Raw genomic sequence first — 19518 nt, 5'->3', positions numbered from 1 at the left:
CCGAGTGGCGCGGTCACGGCAGGTCAGCCCACCACTCTCTCAGCGTTGGTGCTGTGCAACGGCCAGCCGGTCAGTGGGGCCACGGTCACTTTCTCCAGTCCCAGTGGCACGCTCGGTACGGGCACCACCAACGCCTCCGGCCAGGCTTCGGCAACGGTCACCTTCCCCACCGCCGGAGCCACCACAGCCACCGCCACGGTCACTGCCACCCCGGCAGGCATCGCCTGCAACTGCACCGGCACCGCATCCCTCCCCATCCCCATCGTCGTCCTGCCCGGGGCGACGACACCGCCGGGAGCGCTGCAGGCCCTCCCCGCCTGCTGGCGGATCAACCTGCTCAACCCGACCGTCTTCCCGACCACCCTGACAGCCACAGTGACACCGGCGGCCGCGGGCATCCCGGTGCAGTTCCTCGTGGGCGGCGTGCCCGTGGGGACGGCGACGACCGACGCGACGGGCACCGCCACCCTCCCGGTGAACCTCACCCTCCTGCAGATCATCAACACCACCTACCAGGCGACTGCCGTCGTCGGCGGCGCCACTGTCACCTCGACGGCCACCCTGCGGCCGTGCATCCCGCCGGTGTGACCGTGACCCTCGGGTGAACGTGCGCGTAAAAGGGCTGCCCCCGTAGTGCACCGGGGGCAGCCCGGCATTCGGGCCCCAGAGGAACAATCAGCTTAGGGGTCGGGCTCCGGTAGCCCGAAGTGGCAGGTTCACGACTGCGCAGCTAACATCTGACGGAGGGTCAGTAAAGCCAGCATGAGGTCTGCCAGACGCTGTCACAGGCGGCCAAACCTGGGACTCGTCACCGTCCATGTGAAGAGGTCGGAGGAGGCGTGCCTCCGCCGCAAGGTCGTTCGCTTTCGGCCGTAGATGATCAAGCAGCCGGGCGTCAGACGCCTCCGGCGAAAGACCAGGTCAGCGCGTGCGTCCGCGCGGTTTCAGGGGTACCGGGGGGAGTTCAGGAGCGGGCAGTGGAGGGCCGTCGTAGCCGTGTACCTCGCCGAAGCGACTGCCCGATGTCCAGTCCTCGCGAGCTTGCTTGATGTCGTCGTGGGACCGCCCGATGAAGTTCCACCACATCACGATCTTCTCCTCGAAGGGCTCACCGCCCAGCAGCATGAACGCGCTGTCCACGTCCGCGCGCAGGGGAAGCTCGCTTCGGCCGCAGCCCAGGTAGAGCAGGGAGCCGGGGGACAGGCGCACGCCGTCGACCTCGGCTTCGCCGGACATCGTGAGCGCCGCGTATTCGTAGTCGGGGCGCACCGGGAGGCGGGTGTGGGTGCCTGCCGCCAGGGTGATGTCCGCGCCCATCAGGGGAGTGAAGGTGGTGCCGGGCGAGGCGGCGCCGTCGAGGTCGCCGAGGATGACGGTGGCGCGCAGGCCCCCGCCGCCGGTGACCTGAGGCAGCTCGGTGTGGTGCTCCCAGGTGGGGGCCGTGTGCCGGTCGCTGCCGGGGAGGGCGACCCAGAGCTGGGCGCCGTGCAGGAGGCGGGCGTGGGCGCGGGGGGATTCCTCGGAGTGCGCGATGGCCCGGCCCGAGGTCATCAGCCCCAACTCGCCGGGCCGCAGGGTCTGCAGGCTGCCGAGGCTGTCCCGGTGCAGCACCTCGCCGTCGTGCAGCCAGCTCACCGTCTGCAGGCCCATGTGGGGGTGCGGGGGGATCTGCATGCCCGGCTCGTCGGCGATGTCGTCCGGGCCGTAGTGATCGACGAAGCACCAGGCGCCGATCATACGGCGGCCCAGGTTCGGCAGCAGGCGGCGCACCACGGTGGACTCGCCCAGCGGGACCTGCTTGGCGGTCAGCAGCTCGCGCACCGGCCGCGCCGTGACGTCGGCGCGGCCGCCGCATACGGTCGCCGTGGGCCGCGGATCGAGGTTGCTCATGGATGAACTCTCCCACCGGAGGGCGACTTCCGCTCGGCCCTGTGGATAACGGCGTTCGGGTAGGTGGTGACCGCCCAGGCGACCAGCGCCGCGCCCAGCAGCCAGCCGCCGAGGACGTCGGTGGGCCAGTGGACGCCCAGGTACAGCCGGGTGAATCCGACGCCGAGCACGGAGACGACGGCCACCGCGGTGGCCAGGCGCTGCCAGAGGGCCGGTGCGCCGTGCAGCTTCAGGAGCCACAGGAGCAGTCCGAGGGTCACGGTCGCGGTGAGGGCGTGACCGGAGGGGAAGGCCGCGTAGTGCGCCGAGTCGACCGGGTTCACCCAGTGCGGGCGGGGGCGGTCGAGGAGGGCCTTCACGCCCTGCTGGAGCGCGGTGCCGGCGGCCGCCGTGGCGACGACCCACAGGGCGGACGTCCGCTCCCGGCGCAGCAGCAGCCACAGGACCATGACGGCCGTCAGGGCGCGCATCGCCCAGGGGTCCCAGATCCAGTCCGTCAGCACTCTGTTGGTCCCGGTCCAGCCGGGGTGGTCGAGGGCGGAGCGGTGCAGCGGGACGACGACGTCCTGGTCCGCGTCCAGCAGCGGCCCCCAGCGGGCGGCGACCAGAGCGAGCAGCACGACGAAGAGGGCGGTGAGCACCGCTGCGACGCGGAAGGCGTGGGGGTGGCGGATCTGCGGCTGCATGGTGTCGATGATCGCCGACGCCGGGTGTGCGGGGCCAGCACACGGGCGAACCGTGCCCGTGAGGGTCAGCCCAGCACCCGCAGCGCCGGGACCAGGGTCACCAGCAGGGGGACGACGGGGACCAGCGCGGCCGCGGCGGTGAGTTGCAGACGGCGTACGGGGGAGAAGCGCGCGGCGGGGGCCAGGAGCCGGTCCACGCGCTGCGGGACCTGCGCGAGTCCGCTGGGGCAGGGGCCGAACACTCCCCGGTCCTCGTTGAGTTCCACGAGCGCCAGCGCCGTCGTCGTCCGCCCGAACCGCCGTGACGCCGAGTCGTCGGCGGCCAGCTCGACCAGCCGGTGCACCTCGTCCCGGAACGCCGCGAACACCGGCACCTGCGGGAAGCCGCCGGCGAGCGCGCCGGCGCAGTGCAGCAGCCAGTGGTGGCGGGCCCGCGCGTGGCCCTGCTCATGGGCGATCACGGCGTCCAGCCGGCGTCCCTTGAGGCGGCGCAGGGCGGCGGTCGTGATGACGAGCTGGGGCGTGGGGCCCGGCAGCCACCAGGCGTCGGGCCTGTCGCCCTCCAGGACGACCAGCCGCTCCCCGGCGGGCTCCTCGCCGGGCAAGACGGGGGAGCGGACGAGGAGTTCGGCGCGGTGCTGCCTGCGCCAGGCGCGGGCGCGGCCGATCTCGCGCGTGAGCATCGCGGCGGACCACACGGCGCCGAAGGCCAGGGCGAGGGCGACGGGCGCCGCCCAGGGGCCGTAGCCGGACAGCGCGTACGCCTCCACGACGCCGTTGGGCGCGGGGGCGAAGACGTTCCCGCGGACGGCCTCCGAGGCGGCCGCGGCGGTGAGTGCCATGGTGAGCGCGCAGCACAGCAGCACTCCGACGACGACGCATTGCCATACCCAGAGGGCGAGTACGGGTTCGCGGTCGACCCATGTGGAACGGGACATCAGGCGCGGCGCCATTGCCGCCACCAGTGCGCCGAGGCCCATCAGCGCGAGCGGGACCATCATGGCCGTCAGCCTATGGTCGGGGCGGTCGGCCCGGGTATGTCCGCGCGGACGAAGTGACGTACGCCACGGTTTGCGCGGCGGGCGTCACAAGGCGTACGCGGCGGGCGGACTCAGAGCGTCAGCAGCATCGCGAACATCCCTATGGCCATCGCGAGCCTGCACGCATGCCGCAGTTCGGGCCGCCGCGACCAGCCGGCCCGCGGTGCCCCGGCGGCCGCCGCGCCGTCCGTCATGGGCAGCAGCCGCAGACCGGAACGGACCGCGTAGACCGCGAAGTAGGCGAGGAGCGCGCCGGTGAGCGCCGGTATGCCGCCGGCCATGCCGTCCGACGTCATGTCGCCGCTCGCCGTCATGCCCCCGCCTGCCGCCATGGAGGCGTCATGGCCGTGGCCGCCCGCGGGGCCCGCCATCATCGCGAGCGCCATGTACGCCATGGCCAACGCTCCTATGGCGTGGTGCAGATGGTGGTGCCCCGGCCATCCGGCGCCGCGCCGCACCGGCAGCAGCTCCCGTACGGGCACCACGGCCCGTACGGCCGCCACGCCGAACACCGCCGCGAAGGCGGGCGGGCCCCATGGGCGGGGGTCCAGGGCGGCGGACGGCACGGCCATCGCCGCCATCCCCCACCCCATGAACGCCTCGGCGCGCGCGATCCGGCGGCCCGGCCCGGGTGGCTCGGCGCGCATCTGCAGCAGGCAGTACGCGCCGGTGGCGGCGCACAGCGCGACCAGCAGCCAGCCGATCAGCGGAGGTCCGTGCACGGCACACCTCCCGGTCCGGCAACGCCGCGGACGTATGCCGGGAGACTGCCCGCGCGCGGACCGGGCTACGGGAGCGCATGGGCGCAGTGGGGGAGCGCGCGGATGTCCGGCGGGCGGTGCGGGCGGGTCAGTTGTGCTCGGAGATCAGCACGGCCCGCGTCGCCGGTTCGAGCGCCTCGAAGATATGGGGCAGGTCGGCCGGATAGGCGACGTAGTCACCGGGGCGCAGCTCGACCGGGTCGTCGGCGAGGCCGACCCGGGCCCGGCCCGTGGCCAGGACGACGTGCTCCACCACGCCGGGCATGTGCGGTTCGGAGGCGCGCGCCGCACCGGGTTCGGCGCTGAGGCGGTAGATGTCCCGGCGCGCGCCGGACGGGCTCGCGGACAGCATGGCGGCCTGGTAGTCGGCCTGCGCGGAAGCGAGCGTCGCGCCCTCGCCGGCCCTGATCACCTGGACGCGGGGGCGCGGGGGGTCGAGGAGCCGCGAGGGGGGCACGTCGAGGGTGACGCACAGCGCCCACAAGGTCTCCAGGCTGGGGTTTCCGCTGCCGGACTCCAGCTGGGACAGGGTGGACTTCGCGATTCCGGCGCGCCGGGCCACCTCGGTGAGCGACAGCCCGGCCCGGCCGCGCTCGCGTCGCAGTACGGCCGCGATCGTGTCCATCGGGACCTTGGCCGAAGCCGTTGGAGCCGTTGGCGCTGTTGGAGCCGTTGAAACCACCGAAGGCGCCGCCGGTACTTCCTGTGTCATCCGTTCGCTCCAGACGTCGACGTGTTCGGTTTGACGAACGCGGTGCGCTGTGTTCATTCTATGCGTCATGCATTCGATATGGAGAACGCTCGATCGTGTGCTGCTGCGGGACATCGCGCTCGTCTGCCTGGCCGTCGGCGTCACCGGCCTGTCCTACGGGGCGGTCGCCGTGGCGTCCGGTCTGCCGCTGTGGGTTCCGGCGGCCCTGAGCGTGCTGGTGCTCGCCGGTGCCTCGGAGTTCCTGTTCGTCGGGCTCGTCGCCGCGGGCGGCAGCCCCGTCGCGGCGGTGCTCGCCGGGCTGGTGGTCAACGCCCGGCACCTGCCGTTCGGGCTGGCCCTTCCCGATGTCCTCGGACGCGGCCGCCGGCGCCTCCTCGGCAGCCATCTGATGAACGACGAGAGCGTCGTCTTCGCGCTCGCGCAGGACACCCTCGCGCGGCAGCGCGCCGCCTACTGGGCCTGCGGCCTGGGCGTCCTCCTGTGCTGGCCGCTGGGCGCGGTCACCGGCGGCCTGATCGGCGCGGCCATCGACGACACCGATCTGTTCGGGCTCGACGCGATGTTCCCGGCCATCCTGCTGGCCCTGGTCCTGCCCGGGCTGCGCGACCGGGACAAGCGCCGGGCGGTCCCGGCGGGCGTCGCCATCGCCCTGGCCACCACCCCCTTCCTGCCCGCCGGGGTGCCCGTCCTGCTCGCCCTGGCCGGGGTGGCGGTCACCGCCGTACCGCACAGAAAAGACAAGGCGCGCAAGACCGGCAACCCCGAGGAGGAGCGCCCGTGCCCGGCCCCCTGACGCTCACCGCCGCGATCCTCGCGCTCGCGGCCGGTACGTTCGCCCTCCGGTTCGCCGGGCCGCTGCTGCGCAGCCGGATCACGCTTCCGCCCCGGGCGGAGAAGCTGATGGAGACCTCCGCCGTCGTCCTGCTGGCCGCCGTCGTGGCGACGACGGCGCTCACCGAGGGCCACGGCCCCGCCGGCATCGCCCGTCCCGCCGGGGTCGCGGTCGCCGGAGTGCTCGCCTGGCGCAAGGCGCCGTTCCTGGTGGTCGTCCTGGCCGCGGCCGCCACCGCGGCCGGGCTGCGCGTGCTCGGCGTGGCCTAGCCGCACCGCAACGGCGTCAGGGGCGGTAGCGCAGGGGGTGGTCCTCGGGGACCTCCACGATCGCGATCCGTACGCCATCGGGGTCGGCGATCCACATCTCGACCAGCCCCCACGGCTCCTTCTTCGGCGGCCGCAGGATCTCCACGTCCCGGGCCGCCAGCTCCTCGTGGGCCGCTTCCGCGTCCGCGACCTGGAGCCACAGCTGGAGCCCCGGCGCGGGCGGGGTGTCGGAGCGGCCGGAGACCTCCAGGAAGCCACCGCCCAGGAAGTAGACCGTGCCGCGCTCGGGGCCGGTCCCGAACTCACGGTAGATCGGCAGTCCCAGCGCCTCGCCGTAGAAGGCCCGTGAGCGGTCGGGGTCCGTGGGCCGCAGCAGTGTGCGGCTGCTCAGTACGTGCACCATGACCGCGACCCTACGCACCCCGCCCCGGCCGGGACCGGGTTAGGGTCTTCTTCTCGTCATCCGCCCGCCCCCCCGGGGAGCCGCGAGCCGTGGGCCGGAGCCGGGCCGCCAGGGAGAGGACACCCGCCGCCATGAACACCCCCGCCACCCGCACCGCCGCGCTGACCTACCGCGGGGCCACCGAGGCCGACGTCGAGCCGCTGGTCGCGCTGATCGAGTCGGCGTACCGCGGGGACGCCAGCCGGGCGGGATGGACGACGGAGGCGGACATCCTGGGCGGGCAGCGCACCGACCCCGAGGGCGTCACGGCCGTCGTGCGGAACGCGGACGGCCGGATGATGGTCGCTGAGCGCGACGGCGAGCTGGTCGCCTGCTGTCAGCTGGAGCGCCGCGGCGAGCACGCCTACTTCGGCATGTTCGCGGTGCGGCCCGGGCAGCAGGGCGGCGGCCTCGGGAAGATGGTCCTGGCCGAGGCCGAGCGGTTCGCGGCGGCCGAGTGGGCCGCCCGCGAGATGCACATGACCGTGATCACCGCCCGCGAGGAGCTGATCGCCTGGTACGAGCGGCGCGGCTACGCCCGTACGGGACGCAGGACCCCGTTCCCGTACGGCGACGAGCGCTTCGGGGTGCCGCGCCGCCCCGACCTGGAGTTCGAGCTGCTGGTCAAGCCGCTGGGCTGAACCCGGTCACGCAGGCCGTCCTCACGCCGTGTAGCGCGCCGCCCGGCGGATCTCCGGGAAGTCGGTCGTGCCGCCGTCGAGGCCGAGACCGCGGGCCAGCTTCAGATGGTCCGGGGTGTTCACCGTCCAGCCGATGACCTTGAGATCGGCGGCGTGGGCGCGCTCCACCAGCTCCAGGGTCAGCCGGCGGATGTTGAGCACCAGCATCCCGGCGCCGACGGCGTGCGCCCGGTCGATGGCGTCGAGCCCGTAGCGGCTGGCCACCAGGGCGGTGCGGGCGCTGGGCAGCAGGGTGCGGATCTCGGCGAGGGCCTCGTCGTGGAAGGAGATCACGTCGACCCGGCCGAGGAGATCGCGGCTGGTCAGCACCTCGACCAGGGCCCGCGCGGCGGCCACGTCCTTGATCTCGGCCTGCAGCGGCGCCTTCACCGCGTCCACGACCTCCTCGAAGACGGGGATACGCTCGCCCTCCCCGGCGTCGAATTCGCGCAGCTCGGCGAGGGTGAAGTCGCTGATGGGGCCCTTGCCGTCGGTCGTGCGGTCGACGTCGGCGTCGTGCATCACGACGAGCGCGCCGTCCTTGCTGAGGTGCAGGTCCAGTTCGATGACGTCCAGGCCCTCGTGCTCGGCCCGGACGAATGAGCGCAGGGTGTTCTCCGGTTCGACGCCCATCACTCCGCGGTGTCCGATGGTGAGAAAGGTCAACGTGATCTCGCTCTTCTGTCGGGCTTTTTGTCGCCTTTTCGGCTGTGTGGAGGCACGGGCTCGCCGGACCGGCGCTCAGCCTAACGGCCGACTCCGGCAGGACCGCTCAAGCGTGGCCGTGGCATGGTCCGGGGCGGACGGGGCAGGAAAAACGGCGGTGGTGCGGAGGTGACACAGGACGATTTCCGTTACCCGCCCTTGAGTGGGGGATCATCCACGGATACGGTGTCTACACGGAAGGTTCTCCGGTGAAGGAGTCGTCATGACGGAAATTCTTTCGTCCGTGATAGCGGACGGTGGCATTCTGCCTGCGGAGCGTGTGATCGCGCACCCGGCCTGGCCGGCCCTCAAGGGTGCTGTAGAAACGATTCGCCCCTGGCAGTCCAAGGACGGTTCCATCGACTTCGACGCCGAGGGGGCGCCACCGCGCCACCGCGCCCGCGACACGCTCGAAAGGGTGATCGCGGCCATCGAGGAGCTGGCCCCGCTGCTCCCGCACAACGCCGCGTACCACCGCGCGCTCGTCGCCGATCTGCGCCGCTGGGCCGACGACGGCTTCGGCGTCCCCGACTTCCTCGACTCGCTGCTCGCCTTCCAGCCCGCGCAAGGGCGCGCCGACGGCCTCCAGCACCTGGTCGTCTTCCCCATGTACACGCAGAACGGCAACCCGAACCGCAACCTGGAGGCGGTCGTCCTGCGCATGGTCTGGCCCGACTGGCTGGCCGAGCTGGAGCGCACCCGCTACGACAACCCGCTCTACCTGGGCCTCGCCTTCGAGGACTTCACCTCCGGCTACGACACCAACTCGGCGGTGCTCTTCCCGGAGACCATCGCCGTGCGCGAGGCCCCCGAGCGCTTCACCTGGGGCGGCATCTTCTGCGACCGCGAGGCCGCCCGCTTCCGCCGGGTCAGCGAGGCCGCCGTCCGGGCGCTGGGCATCGAACTCCCCGACGACATCCGGGACATGCTCGCCGACCAGCGGCGCTGCCAGGAGGCGTTCGCCCTGTGGGACATGGTCCACGACCGCACCCACAGCCACGGTGACCTGCCGTTCGACCCCTTCATGATCAAGCAGCGCCAGCCGTTCTGGATGTACGGCCTGGAGGAGCTGCGCTGCGACCTCACCGCCTTCAAGGAGGCCGTGAAGCTCGACGCGGAGGGGCTCGCCCAGGCCCGTGACGTGCAGTACGCCGTGATCTTCGACCGGATGTTCCGGTTCCCCGTCACCGGCGAGCGGGTCCGCAACTACGACGGGCTCGGCGGCCAGTTGCTGTTCGCCTATCTCCACCAGCACGACGTCGTACGCTGGACGGACAACACCCTGCACATCGACTGGTCGCGCGCCGCGCAGGTCACCAACCAGCTGTGCGGTGAGATCGAGAAGCTGTACCGGGACGGCATCGACCGGCCCAAGCTCGTCCACTGGTTCAAGGCGTACGAGCTGGTGTCGACCTATCTCGCCCCGCACCCCGGATCCGTCTGGGCCAAGGGCCCCGACGCGCTGGACCTGAGCCAGCCGCCGCGCAAGCTCGTCGACGACGTGCTCCCCGACGAGTTTCCGCTGAGCATGTTCTACGAGGCGCTCGCCAAGAAGCTGCGGGACGTGGTCGCCTCCACCAAGGGCATCACGGCGGGCGACGACAGCGTACGAGCGGCGGCGTGACCCGGTGGCGGACCGCCCACCACCGCAGGGCCGCCCCACGGCACCGGACGATGAGGAGACAGCGAGCATGACCACACCGACGTCGAGCCCGAGCCCCAACGAGCCGGGCGGCCGGACGCCGCTGGACGGCGCCGTGGTGGCGGTGGCCGGTGCGGCGGGCCCGGCGGGCCGCGCCACGCTGCTCCGCCTCGCCGAGGCCGGGGCCACCGTCGTCGCCTCCGACTCCGACCCCGCGCGGCTGGCCGAGGCGGTCGACGCGGCGCGCTACGCCCACGGCGGCGCCCGCGTCACCGGCGAGACGATCGACCTGCTCGACCTGGACGCCACCCGCGCCTGGGCCGACCGCACCGAGAAGGAGTTCGGCCGCGTCGACGGCCTGGTCCACCTCGTCGGCGGCTGGCGCGGCAGCAAGACCTTCGCCGACGCCCCGCTCGCCGACTGGGACACCCTGCACAATCTGCTGATCCGCACCGCCCAGCACACCTCGCTCGCCTTCCACGACGCCCTGCGGCGCACCGGCAACGGCCGCTACGTGCTGATCAGCGCGGCGGGCGCGTCCCGGCCCACCGCCGGCAACGCCGCGTACGCCGCCGCCAAGGCCGCCGCCGAGGCGTGGACGCTCGCGCTCGGCGACTCCTTCGCCAAGCTGGGGGGCGAGGGCGGCCCGGCGGCCGCGGCTGTCATCCTGGTGGTCAAGGCGCTGGTGCACGACGCCATGCGCGCGGAGCGCCCCAACGCGAAGTTCGCGGGCTTCACCGACGTCACGGAGCTGGCCGAGGCCATCACCGGAGTCTGGGAGCGGCCCGCCCGGGAAGTGAACGGAACCCGCCTGTGGCTGACCCCCAAGCCGTGAGGACCGACGCCCGCCGTCATCACGACCCCGAGGTACGCGGCTTCGCCAGTGACAACTACGCGGGCGGCCACCCGGAGATCCTCGCCGCGCTCGCCCTCGCCAACGGCGGCCACCAGGTCGCCTACGGCGAGGACGACTACACCGCGCATCTGCAGCACGTCATGCGCAGCCACTTCGGGCCCTACGCGCAGGCGTTCCCGGTCTTCAACGGCACCGGCGCCAACGTCGTCGCGCTCCAGGCGCTCACCGACCGCTGGGGCGCGGTCATCTGCGCGGACACCGCGCACATCAACGTCGACGAATGCGGTGCGCCCGAACGGGTCGGCGGGCTGAAGCTGCTCACCGTGCCCACCGAGGACGGCAAGCTCACCCCCGACCTCATCGACCGCGAGGCGTACGGCTGGGACGATGAGCACCGGGCGATGCCGCAGGTCGTCTCGATCGCCCAGAACACCGAGCTGGGCACCGTCTACACGGTCGACGAGATCCGCGCGATCTGCGAGCACGCCCATGAGCGCGGCATGAAGGTCCACCTGGACGGGGCCCGGATAGCCAACGCGGCCGCCGCGCTGGACGTGCCGATGCGGTCGTTCACCAATGTGCCGGGCGTGGACGTGCTGTCCTTCGGCGGCACGAAGAACGGCATGCTCTTCGGCGAGGCCGTCGTCGTGCTCGACCCGGACGCGGTGCGCGCCATGAAGCATCTGCGCAAGCTGTCCATGCAGCTGGCGTCCAAGATGCGGTTCGTCTCCGTCCAGCTGGAGGCCCTGCTCGCCCGCGACCTGTGGCTGCGCAACGCGCGCCACGCCAACGCGATGGCCCGGCGGCTCGCCGAGGGGGTGCGCACGGTCGACGGCGTCACGATCCTGCACCCCGTGCAGGCCAACGCGGTCTTCGCCCGGCTGCCGCACGATGTGAGCGAACGCCTCCAGAAGCGGTACCGCTTCTACTTCTGGGACGAGGCGGCGGGCGACGTGCGCTGGATGTGCTCCTTCGACACCCGGGAAGAGGACGTCGACGGCTTCGTGGCGGCCCTCCGGGAGGAGATGAAGCGTTAGGGGGTGTCGTGTGGATCATGCCGGACTCCCGACGCCGCTGTGACATCAGCCGCTGCCGCGGCGGGCGGCACCTCGCGGCTCCGCGCTGGTCGCGCGCAGCGCCGCCGCGCTCTCCTCACGCGGGTTGCGAGCCTCCCCCAGCTACCGCTGGGACGTGCCCCCTGCACCAGACGCCGCTCGCTGATCCTGCCTGATCCACAAGGCACCCCCTGGCCGACCGGGCTGGACGCTTGACCGGTCCGGAGGCGGCCGTCCCCCCGCCGGGAGGGACGGCCGCCGCCCGGCCGGGTCGGGGCTACCGCCCGCGGTCCAGGGCGATGGCCTCCGCCGGGGTGGGGGCCGTACCGCCCAGGTGGGCCGGGATCCACCAGGTGTCGTCGGGGCCCTTGGGCCGCACCGGATACGCCCGCTGCGCCGCCTCCAGCAGCTCCTGCACCCGCGCCCGCACCCGCTCGGTGAGCGTGTCGGACGGCTCCGCCGGGTCGGCCTCCATCGGCTCGCCGACCCGCATGGTGATCGGGAAGTGGTTGCGGCCCATCGCTCGCTTGTGGCCCTTGGTCCACACCCGCTGCGTGCCCCACAGCGCCATCGGCAGCAGCGGTACGCCCGCCTCCTGGGCCAGCCGGGCGGCGCCCGACTTGAAGTTCTTGAGGGTGAACGAGCGCGAGATCGTCGCCTCCGGGAAGATGCCGATGATCTCGCCGGAGCGCAGCGCCTTCAGGGCGTGCTTATAGGCGTCCATGCCCGCGGCCCGGTCCACCGGAATGTGCTTCATGGCGCGCATCAGCGGCCCGGAGATCTTGTGCCGGAAGACCGCTTCCTTCGCCATGAACCGCACCAGCCGCTTCGAGGGGCGGGCGGTGAGCCCCGCGAACACGAAGTCGAGATAGCCGATGTGGTTGCTCACCAGAACAGCGCCACCCCGCTCGGGGACATTCTCGGTGCCCTTCATGTCGATACGCAGGTCCAGCGCCTTGAACATGGTGCGGGCCGCGCCGATCACCGGCGGGTAGACGAGCTCTGCCATAGAAGGGACCCTTCATCGTTTTCCCTGGGAGGGCTCTCCCGGCGGAAGTTACGCAGCCGTAGGTTTCCCGGCTTCTGGCAGATGGTGCCCTATGTCATCTCTCTGTGCTAGCGCGGGTCCCCGCCGGGCCGGGAGATCCTCATCACGTCCGGCTCCGGGGAATCCCCTGAAGGCCCATGTCGCTGCACCCTATGACGGCATCCGATACGGAGGACAACGTGCGAAACGAGCAGGGGCAGGGCGCGGCGGACGACGGCGGACGGCTGGCAGCCGCCCAGCTCGGAGCGGATCTGGGCGCCCGGGCCACCCTCGTCCAGTTCTCCAGCGCCTTCTGCCAGCCCTGCCGGGCCACCCGGCGGGTCCTGGCCGAGGTGGCGCGCATGGTCGACGGCGTGGCCCATGTCGAGATCGACGCCGAGGCGCAGCTGGAACTCGTACGGATGCTGGACATCGTGCGGACGCCCACCGTGCTGGTGCTCGACGCGGACGGGCGGATCGTGCGCCGGGCGGCCGGACAGCCGCGGACGGCGGACGTCATCGCCGCCCTGGGCGAGGCGGTCTGATCCGCCGTGAGTTCCCGGCGGAGGGCCCCGCGGCGGACGTCCCACCAGCGGCCCGCACTTGACGGTGTGCCGCGGGCATCGTCAGGGTGACGTCATGCGGCCTGGACTTCTTCTTCTCTGCGGACGCGTACACGTGGACCTTTTGCGGACCGCGAGTGCGCGGTGTCCGGGCGGGTGAGCGACGACGACAGCACGGCTCCCCCCGCTCGTACCCCACCGCAGAAGGACACGTTCATGACGGCTTCGCCCGACCTCGGCACGCCCCGGCTCAGCGCCCCCGAACTCTTCCGCTCCGTCTTCCGCAGGCACGCCGCCGGTGTCGCGGTGATCACCGCGCACGGGGCGCATCCCGTCGGCTTCACCGCGACCTCCCTGGCCTCCGTCGCCGCCGAGCCGCCGCTGCTCTCCTTCGGCGTCGGCAAGGGCTCCTCCAGCTGGCCGGTGATCGCCGAGGCCGAGCACGTCGGCGTACACGTCCTCGGCGAGCACCAGCGGGAGCTGGCCGCGACCTTCGCGCGCAGCGGCGCGGACCGCTTCGGCCCCGGCACCGGCTGGCACGCCGGGCCCGAGGGGGTGCCGGTGCTGGACGACGTGCTGGCGTGGCTGGTGTGCCGGGTGGTGGCCCGGATACCCGCCGGGGACCATCGCGTGGTGATCGGCGAGGTGGTCGCGGGCGACCCGGCGGGAGCGGGCCGTCCGCTCCTGTACCACCAGGGGCGCTTCAACGCGTTGCGCGACTGATCCGTCCCACTGATCATCCGTTGGCAAGGTCACAGTTCAACCGGGTTGCATACGGGGAACACCCTGGGTGTACTGACGAGTAATATTTCGTTCGGTGCATGGGCCGCCCCCGGCCGCCAACCGACCGGGAAGAGCCCCCGAGGGCGCCTATGCTGCCAGCACAAGGCAGCCCGGAAGAGACGATGCAGTAGGAGAGCCGGCGTGAGCTTGAGGATCGTTGTCTGTGTGAAGTACGTGCCCGACGCCACCGGCGACCGGCACTTCGCCGAGGACCTGACGCTCGACCGTGACGATGTGGACGGCCTGCTCTCGGAGCTGGACGAGTACGCGGTCGAGCAGGCCCTCCAGATCGCCGACGAGGCGGACGACGCGGAGATCACGGTGCTGACCGTGGGCCCGGAGGACGCCAAGGACGCGCTGCGCAAGGCGCTGTCGATGGGCGCCGACAAGGCCGTGCACGTCGAGGACGACGATCTGCACGGCACCGATGCGCTGGGCACCTCGCTGGTGCTGGCCAAGGCGGTCGAGAAGACCGGCTACGACCTGGTCATCTGCGGTATGGCCTCCACCGACGGCACGATGGGCGTGCTGCCGGCGATCCTCGCCGAGCGCCTGGGCGTCCCGCAGGTCACGCTGCTGTCGGAGGTCTCGGTCGAGGAGGGCACGGTCAAGGGCCGCCGGGACGGCGACACCGCGACCGAGCACCTCGAGGCGTCGCTCCCGGCGGTCGTGTCGGTGACCGACCAGTCGGGTGAGGCCCGCTACCCGTCCTTCAAGGGCATCATGGCGGCCAAGAAGAAGCCGGTGACCTCCTGGGACCTGTCCGACCTCGACATCGAGGCCGAGGACGTGGGCCTGGAGGGCGCCTGGACGAAGGTCGACGGCGCCGAGGAGCGCCCGGCCCGCACGGCGGGCACGATCGTCAAGGACGAGGGCGAGGGCGGCAAGCAGCTCGCCGCATTCCTCGCGGAGCGCAAGTTCGTCTGATTGCGCAGCCCGGCGGGTCGGACCTCCCACCCCGAGCCGCCTCACCGCCCCGACCCCCTCGCATTCGCAGGAGAGAAGAAGTCCCATGGCTGAAGTCCTCGTCTATGTCGACCACGTGGACGGTGCCGTCCGCAAGCCCACCCTGGAGCTGCTGACGCTGGCCCGCCGCGTCGGCGAGCCCGTCGCCGTCGCCCTGGGCGCCGGTGCCGCGGACACCACCGCCACCCTCGCCGAGTACGGCGCGGCGCGGGTGCTGACCGCCGACGCCCCGGAGTTCGCCGACTACCTCGTCGTACCGAAGGTGGACGCGCTCCAGGCCGCGTACCAGGCCGTGAACCCGGCCGCCGTGCTGGTCCCGTCCTCCGCGGAGGGCAAGGAGATCGCGGCCCGGCTCGCGGTCCGCATCGGCTCGGGGCTGATCACCGACGCCGTCGACCTGGAGGCCGGTGCCGAGGGCCCGGTGGCGACGCAGTCGGTGTTCGCGGCCGCGTACACCACCAAGTCCCGCGTCACCAAGGGCACGCCGGTCATCACCGTCAAGCCCAACTCGGCCGCGCCGGAGGCGGCCCCGGCCGCGGGCGCCGCCGAGACGCTGGAGGTCTCCTTCTCCGAGGCCGCCACCGGCACCAAGGTCGTCTCCCGCGCCGCGCGGGAGTCGACGGGGCGTCCGGAGCTGACCGAGGCCGCGATCGTGGTCTCCGGTGGCCGGGGTGTCGGCGGCGCGGAGAACTTCCCCGTCGTCGAGGCCCTCGCCGACTCGCTCGGTGCCGCGGTCGGCGCTTCGCGCGCGGCGGTGGACGCGGGCTGGTACCCGCACACCAACCAGGTGGGCCAGACGGGGAAGTCCGTGTCCCCGCAGCTGTACATCGCGGCCGGTATCTCGGGCGCGATCCAGCACCGGGCCGGTATGCAGACCTCGAAGACCATCGTGGCCGTCAACAAGGACGCCGAGGCCCCGATCTTCGACCTGGTCGACTACGGCGTGGTCGGCGACCTCTTCGAGGTCGTCCCGCAGCTGACCGAGGAGGTCAAGGCCCGCAAGGGCTGACCGCCCGCCCGGTTTCGTGAAGGCCCCGTACGCACCGCGCGTACGGGGCCTTCACGTGCGTCAATGGGGTGTTGACCTCCACTCGGAGCCCGTATAACTTCGCTCTACGGATATTCGTTTCCGCAAGACGGAAACTCAGGTCGATGGAGTGAAGGTGAAAGGCGGAGGTGCGGGCATGACTCAGCACGAGACGGTGGGGACCAGCCTGCCGCGCGGCGTACGCGAGGGGATCACCGCGTCCCTCGCCCCCGTCGACGCGGACCTCGCCCGCCGTTACCCGGGCGACTCCGGCACCCGCCAGCCCGTGCACACCGTCTACGTGCCCGCCGACGCCCTCACCGAGAGCACCGTGCGCGACTGGGGCGACCAGGCGCTCGCCGCGCTCGACGCCCACGCGCCCGACGCCGGAGCCCTCGCCGCCGTCCTCGGCCTCCCGGACGAGCTGGCCGGGCCCGTGTACCGGCGGGTGCGCGCCAAGCTCGAGCGCGAACCGGTCGAGGACCTGCGCATCGACTTCGAGGACGGCTACGGGCCGCGCCCCGACGCCGAGGAGGACGCCGCGGCCGCCCGCGCCGCCGCCCTGGTCGCCGCCGCCCACGCGGCCGGTACCGCACCGCCCTATGTCGGCATCCGCATGAAGTGCATGGAGGCCGCCGTCCGCGACCGCGGCATCCGCACCCTCGACATCTTCCTCACCGGACTGATGGACTCCGGAGGTCTGCCGGACGGGCTCGTGCTCACCCTCCCCAAGGTGACGTACGCCGAACAGGTCAGCGCCATGGTCCGGCTGTGCGAGGAGTTCGAGAAGGCCCGCGGCCTCCCGGCCGGCCGCCTCGGCTTCGAGATCCAGATCGAGACCACCCAGTCCATCCTGGGCTCCGACGGCCGCGCCACCGTCGCCCGCATGATCGACGCCGCCCGGGGCCGCGCCACCGGACTGCACTACGGCACCTTCGACTACAGCGCCTCCTGCGGCGTCAGCGCCGCTCACCAGGCCATGGACCATCCCGTCGCCGACCACGCCAAGGCCGTCATGCAGGTCGCCGCCGCGGGCACCGGCGTACGGCTCTCCGACGGCTCGACCAATGTGCTGCCGGTCGGCCCCACCGAGCGCGTCCACGACGCCTGGAGGCTCCACCACCGCCTCGTCCGGCGGTCCCTGGCCCGCGCGTACTACCAGGGCTGGGACATGCACCCCGGCCATCTGCCCACCCGCTACGCCGCCGTCTACGCCTTCTACCGGGAGGGTCTGGAGACCGCCGCGGCCCGGCTCGCGGCGTATGTGAACCGCACGGGCGGGGACGTCATGGACGAGCCCGCCACCGCCAAGGCACTCAGCGGCCACCTGCTGCGCGGTCTGGACTGCGGCGCGGTCGACGCCGCCGAGGTGGGACGGCTGACCGGGCTGAGCCGCGCCGAACTCGACGCCCTCGCCGGGCGCGCCCCGCGCTGAACCGGCACGCCCCGCGCTGAACCGCCCGCGGCCTGGTCCGCGCGCTGACCCGGCGGCCGCATTCGCTCACCCCTCCGTGTCACCCGGGATGCGCGGCCGCCGGGGAGGGCGGGAGATGGTGGCATGGTCAGAAGTGCCGTGTCAGCCCTGCTGATCCTGCTCGGCTGCCTGCTCGTGCCGGTGTCCGTGCTGACCGTATGGGTCGACGGCATCGTCCTGGACACCGACCGCTACGTGGCGACGGTCGCCCCGCTGGCGACCGATCCGGCGATCCAGGAGGCGGCCGTGGATCATATCGGCAACGCCGTGGACCTCCGGCACAACAGCCGGAAGGTCACCTCCGACGTCGCCGACTGGCTGCGCGACCAGGGCCTGCCGCCCCGGGCCGCCGACACCATCGAGGGCCTGGCCCCCCAGCTGGACGCGGCCCTCGACCAGGCCGTGCGCAAGGTCGCGACGCACATCGTGCACACCGAGGAGTTCGCCGCCGTGTGGACCGGTGCCAACCGCGCCGCCCACGCGGCCGTCGTGCACGCCCTCACCGGCGAGGGCCACGGCCCGGTCGGCGTACGCGGCGACACCGTCACCCTGAACGTCGGCGCCGCCGTGGAGAAGGTCAAACTCCAGCTCGTGAACGCCGGATTCCCCTCGGCGAGGGACATCCCCGACATCCACCGGCGCACGATCCTCTTCCACTCCCATCAACTCGACCGCGTCAAGCGGGCGGTACGCCTGCTCGACGTGGCCGGCAACTGGCTGCCCACCCTGACCGTCGCCCTCGGCGCCACCGGAGTCCTGCTCGCCCGGGGCCGCCGCCGCGCGCTCGTGGGCGCCGCCCTCGGCACGGCCGCCGCATCGCTGGCGCTGGCCCTCGCGCTCACCGTGGCCCGCCGGTACTGCCTCGACCATGTGCCGCCGGGCGTGCTGTCCCGCGCCGCCGCCTCGGCCCTCTTCGACACGGTGGTGCGCTTCCTGCGGGTCACCGTGCTCACCGTGACGGTGCTCAGCTCCGTCGTCGCGGCCGGCGCCTATCTGGCCGGTCCCGGACGGATGCCCCGCGCCGTACGGGCCGCGGCCGAGCGCGCCGCCGAATCCGCCGCGCGGTGGGGCGCGGCCCGGGGGATGCGCACCGGACGGGCCGGGACCTGGACCGCGGACCACCGGCGGGAGCTGACCGTCGCCGCGCTGCTGACCCCGGCCGCCGTGTTCGCGCTGTGGAACCACCCCACCGTGCTGACCGTGCTGTTCCTGGTGCTGGTCCTGCTGGCCGCCCTCGCGGTGATCACGCTGCTGGCCGCGACGGGCCGCCACTTCGAGGACACCCCCTAGCTAGGGCGCGAGGATGAGCACGATGAAGAGGAGACAGGAAGCGATGTTGACCACCCAGCTGTGGGTGTTCAGCCACTCCCGCAGCCGGGGCATCGCGCTGCGCGCCCGGTGCCGGAAGACGAGATAGACCAGCAGCGGCAGGGCCGCGATCAGCACGGTGGCGCCGATGAACGGCAGCGCCGCCGTCAGGGCCGCCCGGTGCTGCTCCAGATTCGCCCCCACCGTCAGCAGCACCATGATGTCGGACGGCATCAGCAGGATGACCATCAGCCCGGTCGTCAGTGCCCGCAGCGGGCCCGCCTCCATCAGCGACCCCAGCCACTTCGGCGGCTCGACCGACTCCCGGCGCACCAGGTTCCGCACCGCGATCAGCACCAGCAGCCCCACCAGCACCAGCTGCACGATGGTCGCGGCCGCCCCCGGATCGGACGGGCGGCCCGGGGAGACCGCGTCGCCCAGCAGCGCGAAGATCCCCCGGGTGATGGCGACACCCACCGCCGTCGCGACCGCCACCCCGAGCAGGAACGCGGAGGAGACCCGCACCGGCCGCGTGGTGGTCACCAGGATCACGGCGGCCACGATCTGCGGCCCCGCCATCATGGTGACGGCCAGCGGGAGAATCTGGAGGTCCATGGCCCGCCCTTCCGGCCCCGTCCGCCCTGCCTCCATTGGTACGCGGCCCGGCCCGCGGCGCACCCGGTGCTGCGCCGACCGGGTCCCGGGAGCCCGCCGTACGCGGCGCGCCCGCCGCGTACGCTGGATACGTCGGCCCCGGTGGTGGCCGTCGTGGGTCCCGCCGGGCGCGTCCGATGGGAGGC

At 72.7% G+C, this 19518-nt stretch carries 22 protein-coding genes; 13 read left to right on the top strand and 9 right to left on the bottom strand.

The window, feature by feature from the left end; genetic code table 11:
- Positions 1 to 588: Ig-like domain-containing protein (locus tag ABZ562_RS11040; protein ID WP_361476530.1), on the top strand; the 588-nt coding region annotated here is incomplete at its 5' end.
- Positions 589 to 921: 333 nt separating this feature from the next.
- Here ABZ562_RS11040 and ABZ562_RS11035 read toward each other — a convergent pair.
- From ABZ562_RS11035 to ABZ562_RS11015, 5 genes are all read right to left on the bottom strand, one after another.
- Positions 922 to 1890, bottom strand: coding sequence for a pirin family protein (locus ABZ562_RS11035; protein WP_361476528.1), 969 nt, complete (start codon positions 1888 to 1890; stop codon positions 922 to 924).
- Complete coding sequence (locus ABZ562_RS11030; protein ID WP_361476526.1) at positions 1887 to 2576, bottom strand: phosphatase PAP2 family protein; 690 nt, start codon at positions 2574 to 2576, stop codon at positions 1887 to 1889. Before ABZ562_RS11030 ends, ABZ562_RS11035 begins: the two co-directional genes overlap by 4 nt.
- A gap of 65 nt (positions 2577 to 2641) precedes the next feature.
- Positions 2642 to 3577 carry a M56 family metallopeptidase gene (locus ABZ562_RS11025; RefSeq protein ID WP_361476524.1) on the bottom strand — a complete coding sequence of 312 codons (936 nt, stop codon included), beginning with the start codon at positions 3575 to 3577 and terminating at the stop codon, positions 2642 to 2644.
- Positions 3578 to 3687: 110 nt separating this feature from the next.
- Complete coding sequence (locus tag ABZ562_RS11020; protein WP_361476522.1) at positions 3688 to 4338, bottom strand: DUF5134 domain-containing protein; 651 nt, start codon at positions 4336 to 4338, stop codon at positions 3688 to 3690.
- Between the two features lie 127 nt (positions 4339 to 4465).
- Entirely contained in the window at positions 4466 to 5002 is a 537-nt protein-coding gene (locus ABZ562_RS11015; RefSeq protein WP_361476520.1) for an XRE family transcriptional regulator, read from the bottom strand.
- 154 nt (positions 5003 to 5156) lie between these two features.
- Between ABZ562_RS11015 and ABZ562_RS11010 the strand changes: the two genes are divergently transcribed.
- Positions 5157 to 5882, top strand: coding sequence for an AzlC family ABC transporter permease (locus ABZ562_RS11010; protein ID WP_361476518.1), 726 nt, complete (start codon positions 5157 to 5159; stop codon positions 5880 to 5882).
- On the top strand, positions 5867 to 6190 hold the full coding sequence (locus ABZ562_RS11005) for an AzlD domain-containing protein (protein WP_361476516.1): 324 nt from the start codon (positions 5867 to 5869) through the stop codon (positions 6188 to 6190). Before ABZ562_RS11010 ends, ABZ562_RS11005 begins: the two co-directional genes overlap by 16 nt.
- Positions 6191 to 6206: 16 nt before the next feature.
- On the opposite strand, the gene ABZ562_RS11000 is transcribed toward ABZ562_RS11005, so the two are convergent.
- The gene (locus tag ABZ562_RS11000; RefSeq protein WP_361476514.1) at positions 6207 to 6593 is read right to left on the bottom strand and encodes a VOC family protein; all 387 of its coding nucleotides are present in this window, start codon (positions 6591 to 6593) and stop codon (positions 6207 to 6209) included.
- 131 nt (positions 6594 to 6724) lie between these two features.
- On the opposite strand from ABZ562_RS11000, the gene ABZ562_RS10995 reads away from it, so the two are divergent.
- Positions 6725 to 7273 (top strand): GNAT family N-acetyltransferase, encoded by a 549-nt coding sequence (locus tag ABZ562_RS10995; protein ID WP_361476512.1) that lies wholly within the window; start codon positions 6725 to 6727, stop codon positions 7271 to 7273.
- A 21-nt stretch (positions 7274 to 7294) separates the two neighbouring features.
- On the opposite strand, the gene ABZ562_RS10990 is transcribed toward ABZ562_RS10995, so the two are convergent.
- A complete protein-coding gene (locus tag ABZ562_RS10990) occupies positions 7295 to 7978 on the bottom strand; it encodes a glycerophosphodiester phosphodiesterase family protein (RefSeq protein WP_361476510.1) in 684 nt (227 codons plus the stop codon).
- 262 nt (positions 7979 to 8240) lie between these two features.
- On the opposite strand from ABZ562_RS10990, the gene ABZ562_RS10985 reads away from it, so the two are divergent.
- From ABZ562_RS10985 to ABZ562_RS10975, 3 genes are all read left to right on the top strand, one after another.
- On the top strand, positions 8241 to 9641 hold the full coding sequence (locus ABZ562_RS10985; RefSeq protein ID WP_361476508.1) for a DUF6421 family protein: 1401 nt from the start codon (positions 8241 to 8243) through the stop codon (positions 9639 to 9641).
- A 67-nt stretch (positions 9642 to 9708) separates the two neighbouring features.
- Positions 9709 to 10494, top strand: a complete 786-nt coding sequence (locus ABZ562_RS10980; protein WP_361476506.1) for an SDR family NAD(P)-dependent oxidoreductase — start codon at positions 9709 to 9711, stop codon at positions 10492 to 10494.
- Complete coding sequence (locus ABZ562_RS10975) at positions 10491 to 11552, top strand: low specificity L-threonine aldolase (RefSeq protein WP_361476504.1); 1062 nt, start codon at positions 10491 to 10493, stop codon at positions 11550 to 11552. The genes ABZ562_RS10980 and ABZ562_RS10975 overlap by 4 nt, the downstream gene beginning before the upstream one ends.
- Positions 11553 to 11847: 295 nt before the next feature.
- Here the strand turns inward: ABZ562_RS10975 and ABZ562_RS10970 are convergent, their stop codons facing one another.
- Complete coding sequence (locus ABZ562_RS10970) at positions 11848 to 12579, bottom strand: lysophospholipid acyltransferase family protein (protein ID WP_361476502.1); 732 nt, start codon at positions 12577 to 12579, stop codon at positions 11848 to 11850.
- Between the two features lie 191 nt (positions 12580 to 12770).
- Here ABZ562_RS10970 and ABZ562_RS10965 point away from each other — a divergent pair, with 191 nt between their 5' ends.
- The 6 genes from ABZ562_RS10965 (at position 12771) to ABZ562_RS10940 (ending at position 18700) form a co-directional block, all read left to right on the top strand.
- A complete protein-coding gene (locus ABZ562_RS10965) occupies positions 12771 to 13142 on the top strand; it encodes a thioredoxin family protein (protein WP_361476867.1) in 372 nt (123 codons plus the stop codon).
- 234 nt (positions 13143 to 13376) lie between these two features.
- On the top strand, positions 13377 to 13883 hold the full coding sequence (locus ABZ562_RS10960; RefSeq protein ID WP_361476500.1) for a flavin reductase family protein: 507 nt from the start codon (positions 13377 to 13379) through the stop codon (positions 13881 to 13883).
- Positions 13884 to 14084: 201 nt separating this feature from the next.
- The gene (locus tag ABZ562_RS10955) at positions 14085 to 14870 is read left to right on the top strand and encodes an electron transfer flavoprotein subunit beta/FixA family protein (protein ID WP_361476498.1); all 786 of its coding nucleotides are present in this window, start codon (positions 14085 to 14087) and stop codon (positions 14868 to 14870) included.
- Positions 14871 to 14955: 85 nt separating this feature from the next.
- Complete coding sequence (locus tag ABZ562_RS10950; RefSeq protein WP_361476496.1) at positions 14956 to 15918, top strand: electron transfer flavoprotein subunit alpha/FixB family protein; 963 nt, start codon at positions 14956 to 14958, stop codon at positions 15916 to 15918.
- A 175-nt stretch (positions 15919 to 16093) separates the two neighbouring features.
- Positions 16094 to 17371, top strand: coding sequence for an aldolase/citrate lyase family protein (locus ABZ562_RS10945; RefSeq protein WP_361476494.1), 1278 nt, complete (start codon positions 16094 to 16096; stop codon positions 17369 to 17371).
- Positions 17372 to 17494: 123 nt separating this feature from the next.
- Positions 17495 to 18700: a hypothetical protein gene (locus ABZ562_RS10940; protein ID WP_361476492.1), complete on the top strand. Its 1206-nt coding sequence runs from the start codon at positions 17495 to 17497 to the stop codon at positions 18698 to 18700.
- Here the strand turns inward: ABZ562_RS10940 and ABZ562_RS10935 are convergent, their stop codons facing one another.
- Positions 18701 to 19333, bottom strand: a complete 633-nt coding sequence (locus ABZ562_RS10935) for a GAP family protein (RefSeq protein WP_361476490.1) — start codon at positions 19331 to 19333, stop codon at positions 18701 to 18703.
- Positions 19334 to 19518: the final 185 nt, after the last annotated feature.

The organism is Streptomyces sp. NPDC019937 (assembly GCF_040631655.1).
Classification (GTDB): domain Bacteria; phylum Actinomycetota; class Actinomycetes; order Streptomycetales; family Streptomycetaceae; genus Streptomyces.
The sequence above is the reverse complement of the archived record's forward strand: the minus strand, read 5'-3'. Positions and strand labels throughout refer to the sequence as shown.

Bases quoted from the DNA above. Each gene is read 5' to 3' on its own strand.
- ABZ562_RS11030 (WP_361476526.1), bottom strand. From the start codon at position 2,576: ATGCAGCCGCAGATCCGCCACCCCCACGCCTTCCGCGTCGCAGCGGTG.
- ABZ562_RS11025 (WP_361476524.1), bottom strand. From the start codon at position 3,577: ATGATGGTCCCGCTCGCGCTGATGGGCCTCGGCGCACTGGTGGCGGCA.
- ABZ562_RS11010 (WP_361476518.1), top strand. From the start codon at position 5,157: ATGCATTCGATATGGAGAACGCTCGATCGTGTGCTGCTGCGGGACATC.
- ABZ562_RS10995 (WP_361476512.1), top strand. From the start codon at position 6,725: ATGAACACCCCCGCCACCCGCACCGCCGCGCTGACCTACCGCGGGGCC.
- ABZ562_RS11035 (WP_361476528.1), bottom strand. From the start codon at position 1,890: ATGAGCAACCTCGATCCGCGGCCCACGGCGACCGTATGCGGCGGCCGC.
- ABZ562_RS10960 (WP_361476500.1), top strand. From the start codon at position 13,377: ATGACGGCTTCGCCCGACCTCGGCACGCCCCGGCTCAGCGCCCCCGAA.
- ABZ562_RS11000 (WP_361476514.1), bottom strand. From the start codon at position 6,593: ATGGTGCACGTACTGAGCAGCCGCACACTGCTGCGGCCCACGGACCCC.
- ABZ562_RS11015 (WP_361476520.1), bottom strand. From the start codon at position 5,002: ATGGACACGATCGCGGCCGTACTGCGACGCGAGCGCGGCCGGGCCGGG.
- ABZ562_RS10985 (WP_361476508.1), top strand. From the start codon at position 8,241: ATGACGGAAATTCTTTCGTCCGTGATAGCGGACGGTGGCATTCTGCCT.
- ABZ562_RS10940 (WP_361476492.1), top strand. From the start codon at position 17,495: ATGGTCAGAAGTGCCGTGTCAGCCCTGCTGATCCTGCTCGGCTGCCTG.
- ABZ562_RS10965 (WP_361476867.1), top strand. From the start codon at position 12,771: ATGACGGCATCCGATACGGAGGACAACGTGCGAAACGAGCAGGGGCAG.
- ABZ562_RS10945 (WP_361476494.1), top strand. From the start codon at position 16,094: ATGACTCAGCACGAGACGGTGGGGACCAGCCTGCCGCGCGGCGTACGC.
- ABZ562_RS10970 (WP_361476502.1), bottom strand. From the start codon at position 12,579: ATGGCAGAGCTCGTCTACCCGCCGGTGATCGGCGCGGCCCGCACCATG.
- ABZ562_RS10950 (WP_361476496.1), top strand. From the start codon at position 14,956: ATGGCTGAAGTCCTCGTCTATGTCGACCACGTGGACGGTGCCGTCCGC.
- ABZ562_RS10980 (WP_361476506.1), top strand. From the start codon at position 9,709: ATGACCACACCGACGTCGAGCCCGAGCCCCAACGAGCCGGGCGGCCGG.
- ABZ562_RS10935 (WP_361476490.1), bottom strand. From the start codon at position 19,333: ATGGACCTCCAGATTCTCCCGCTGGCCGTCACCATGATGGCGGGGCCG.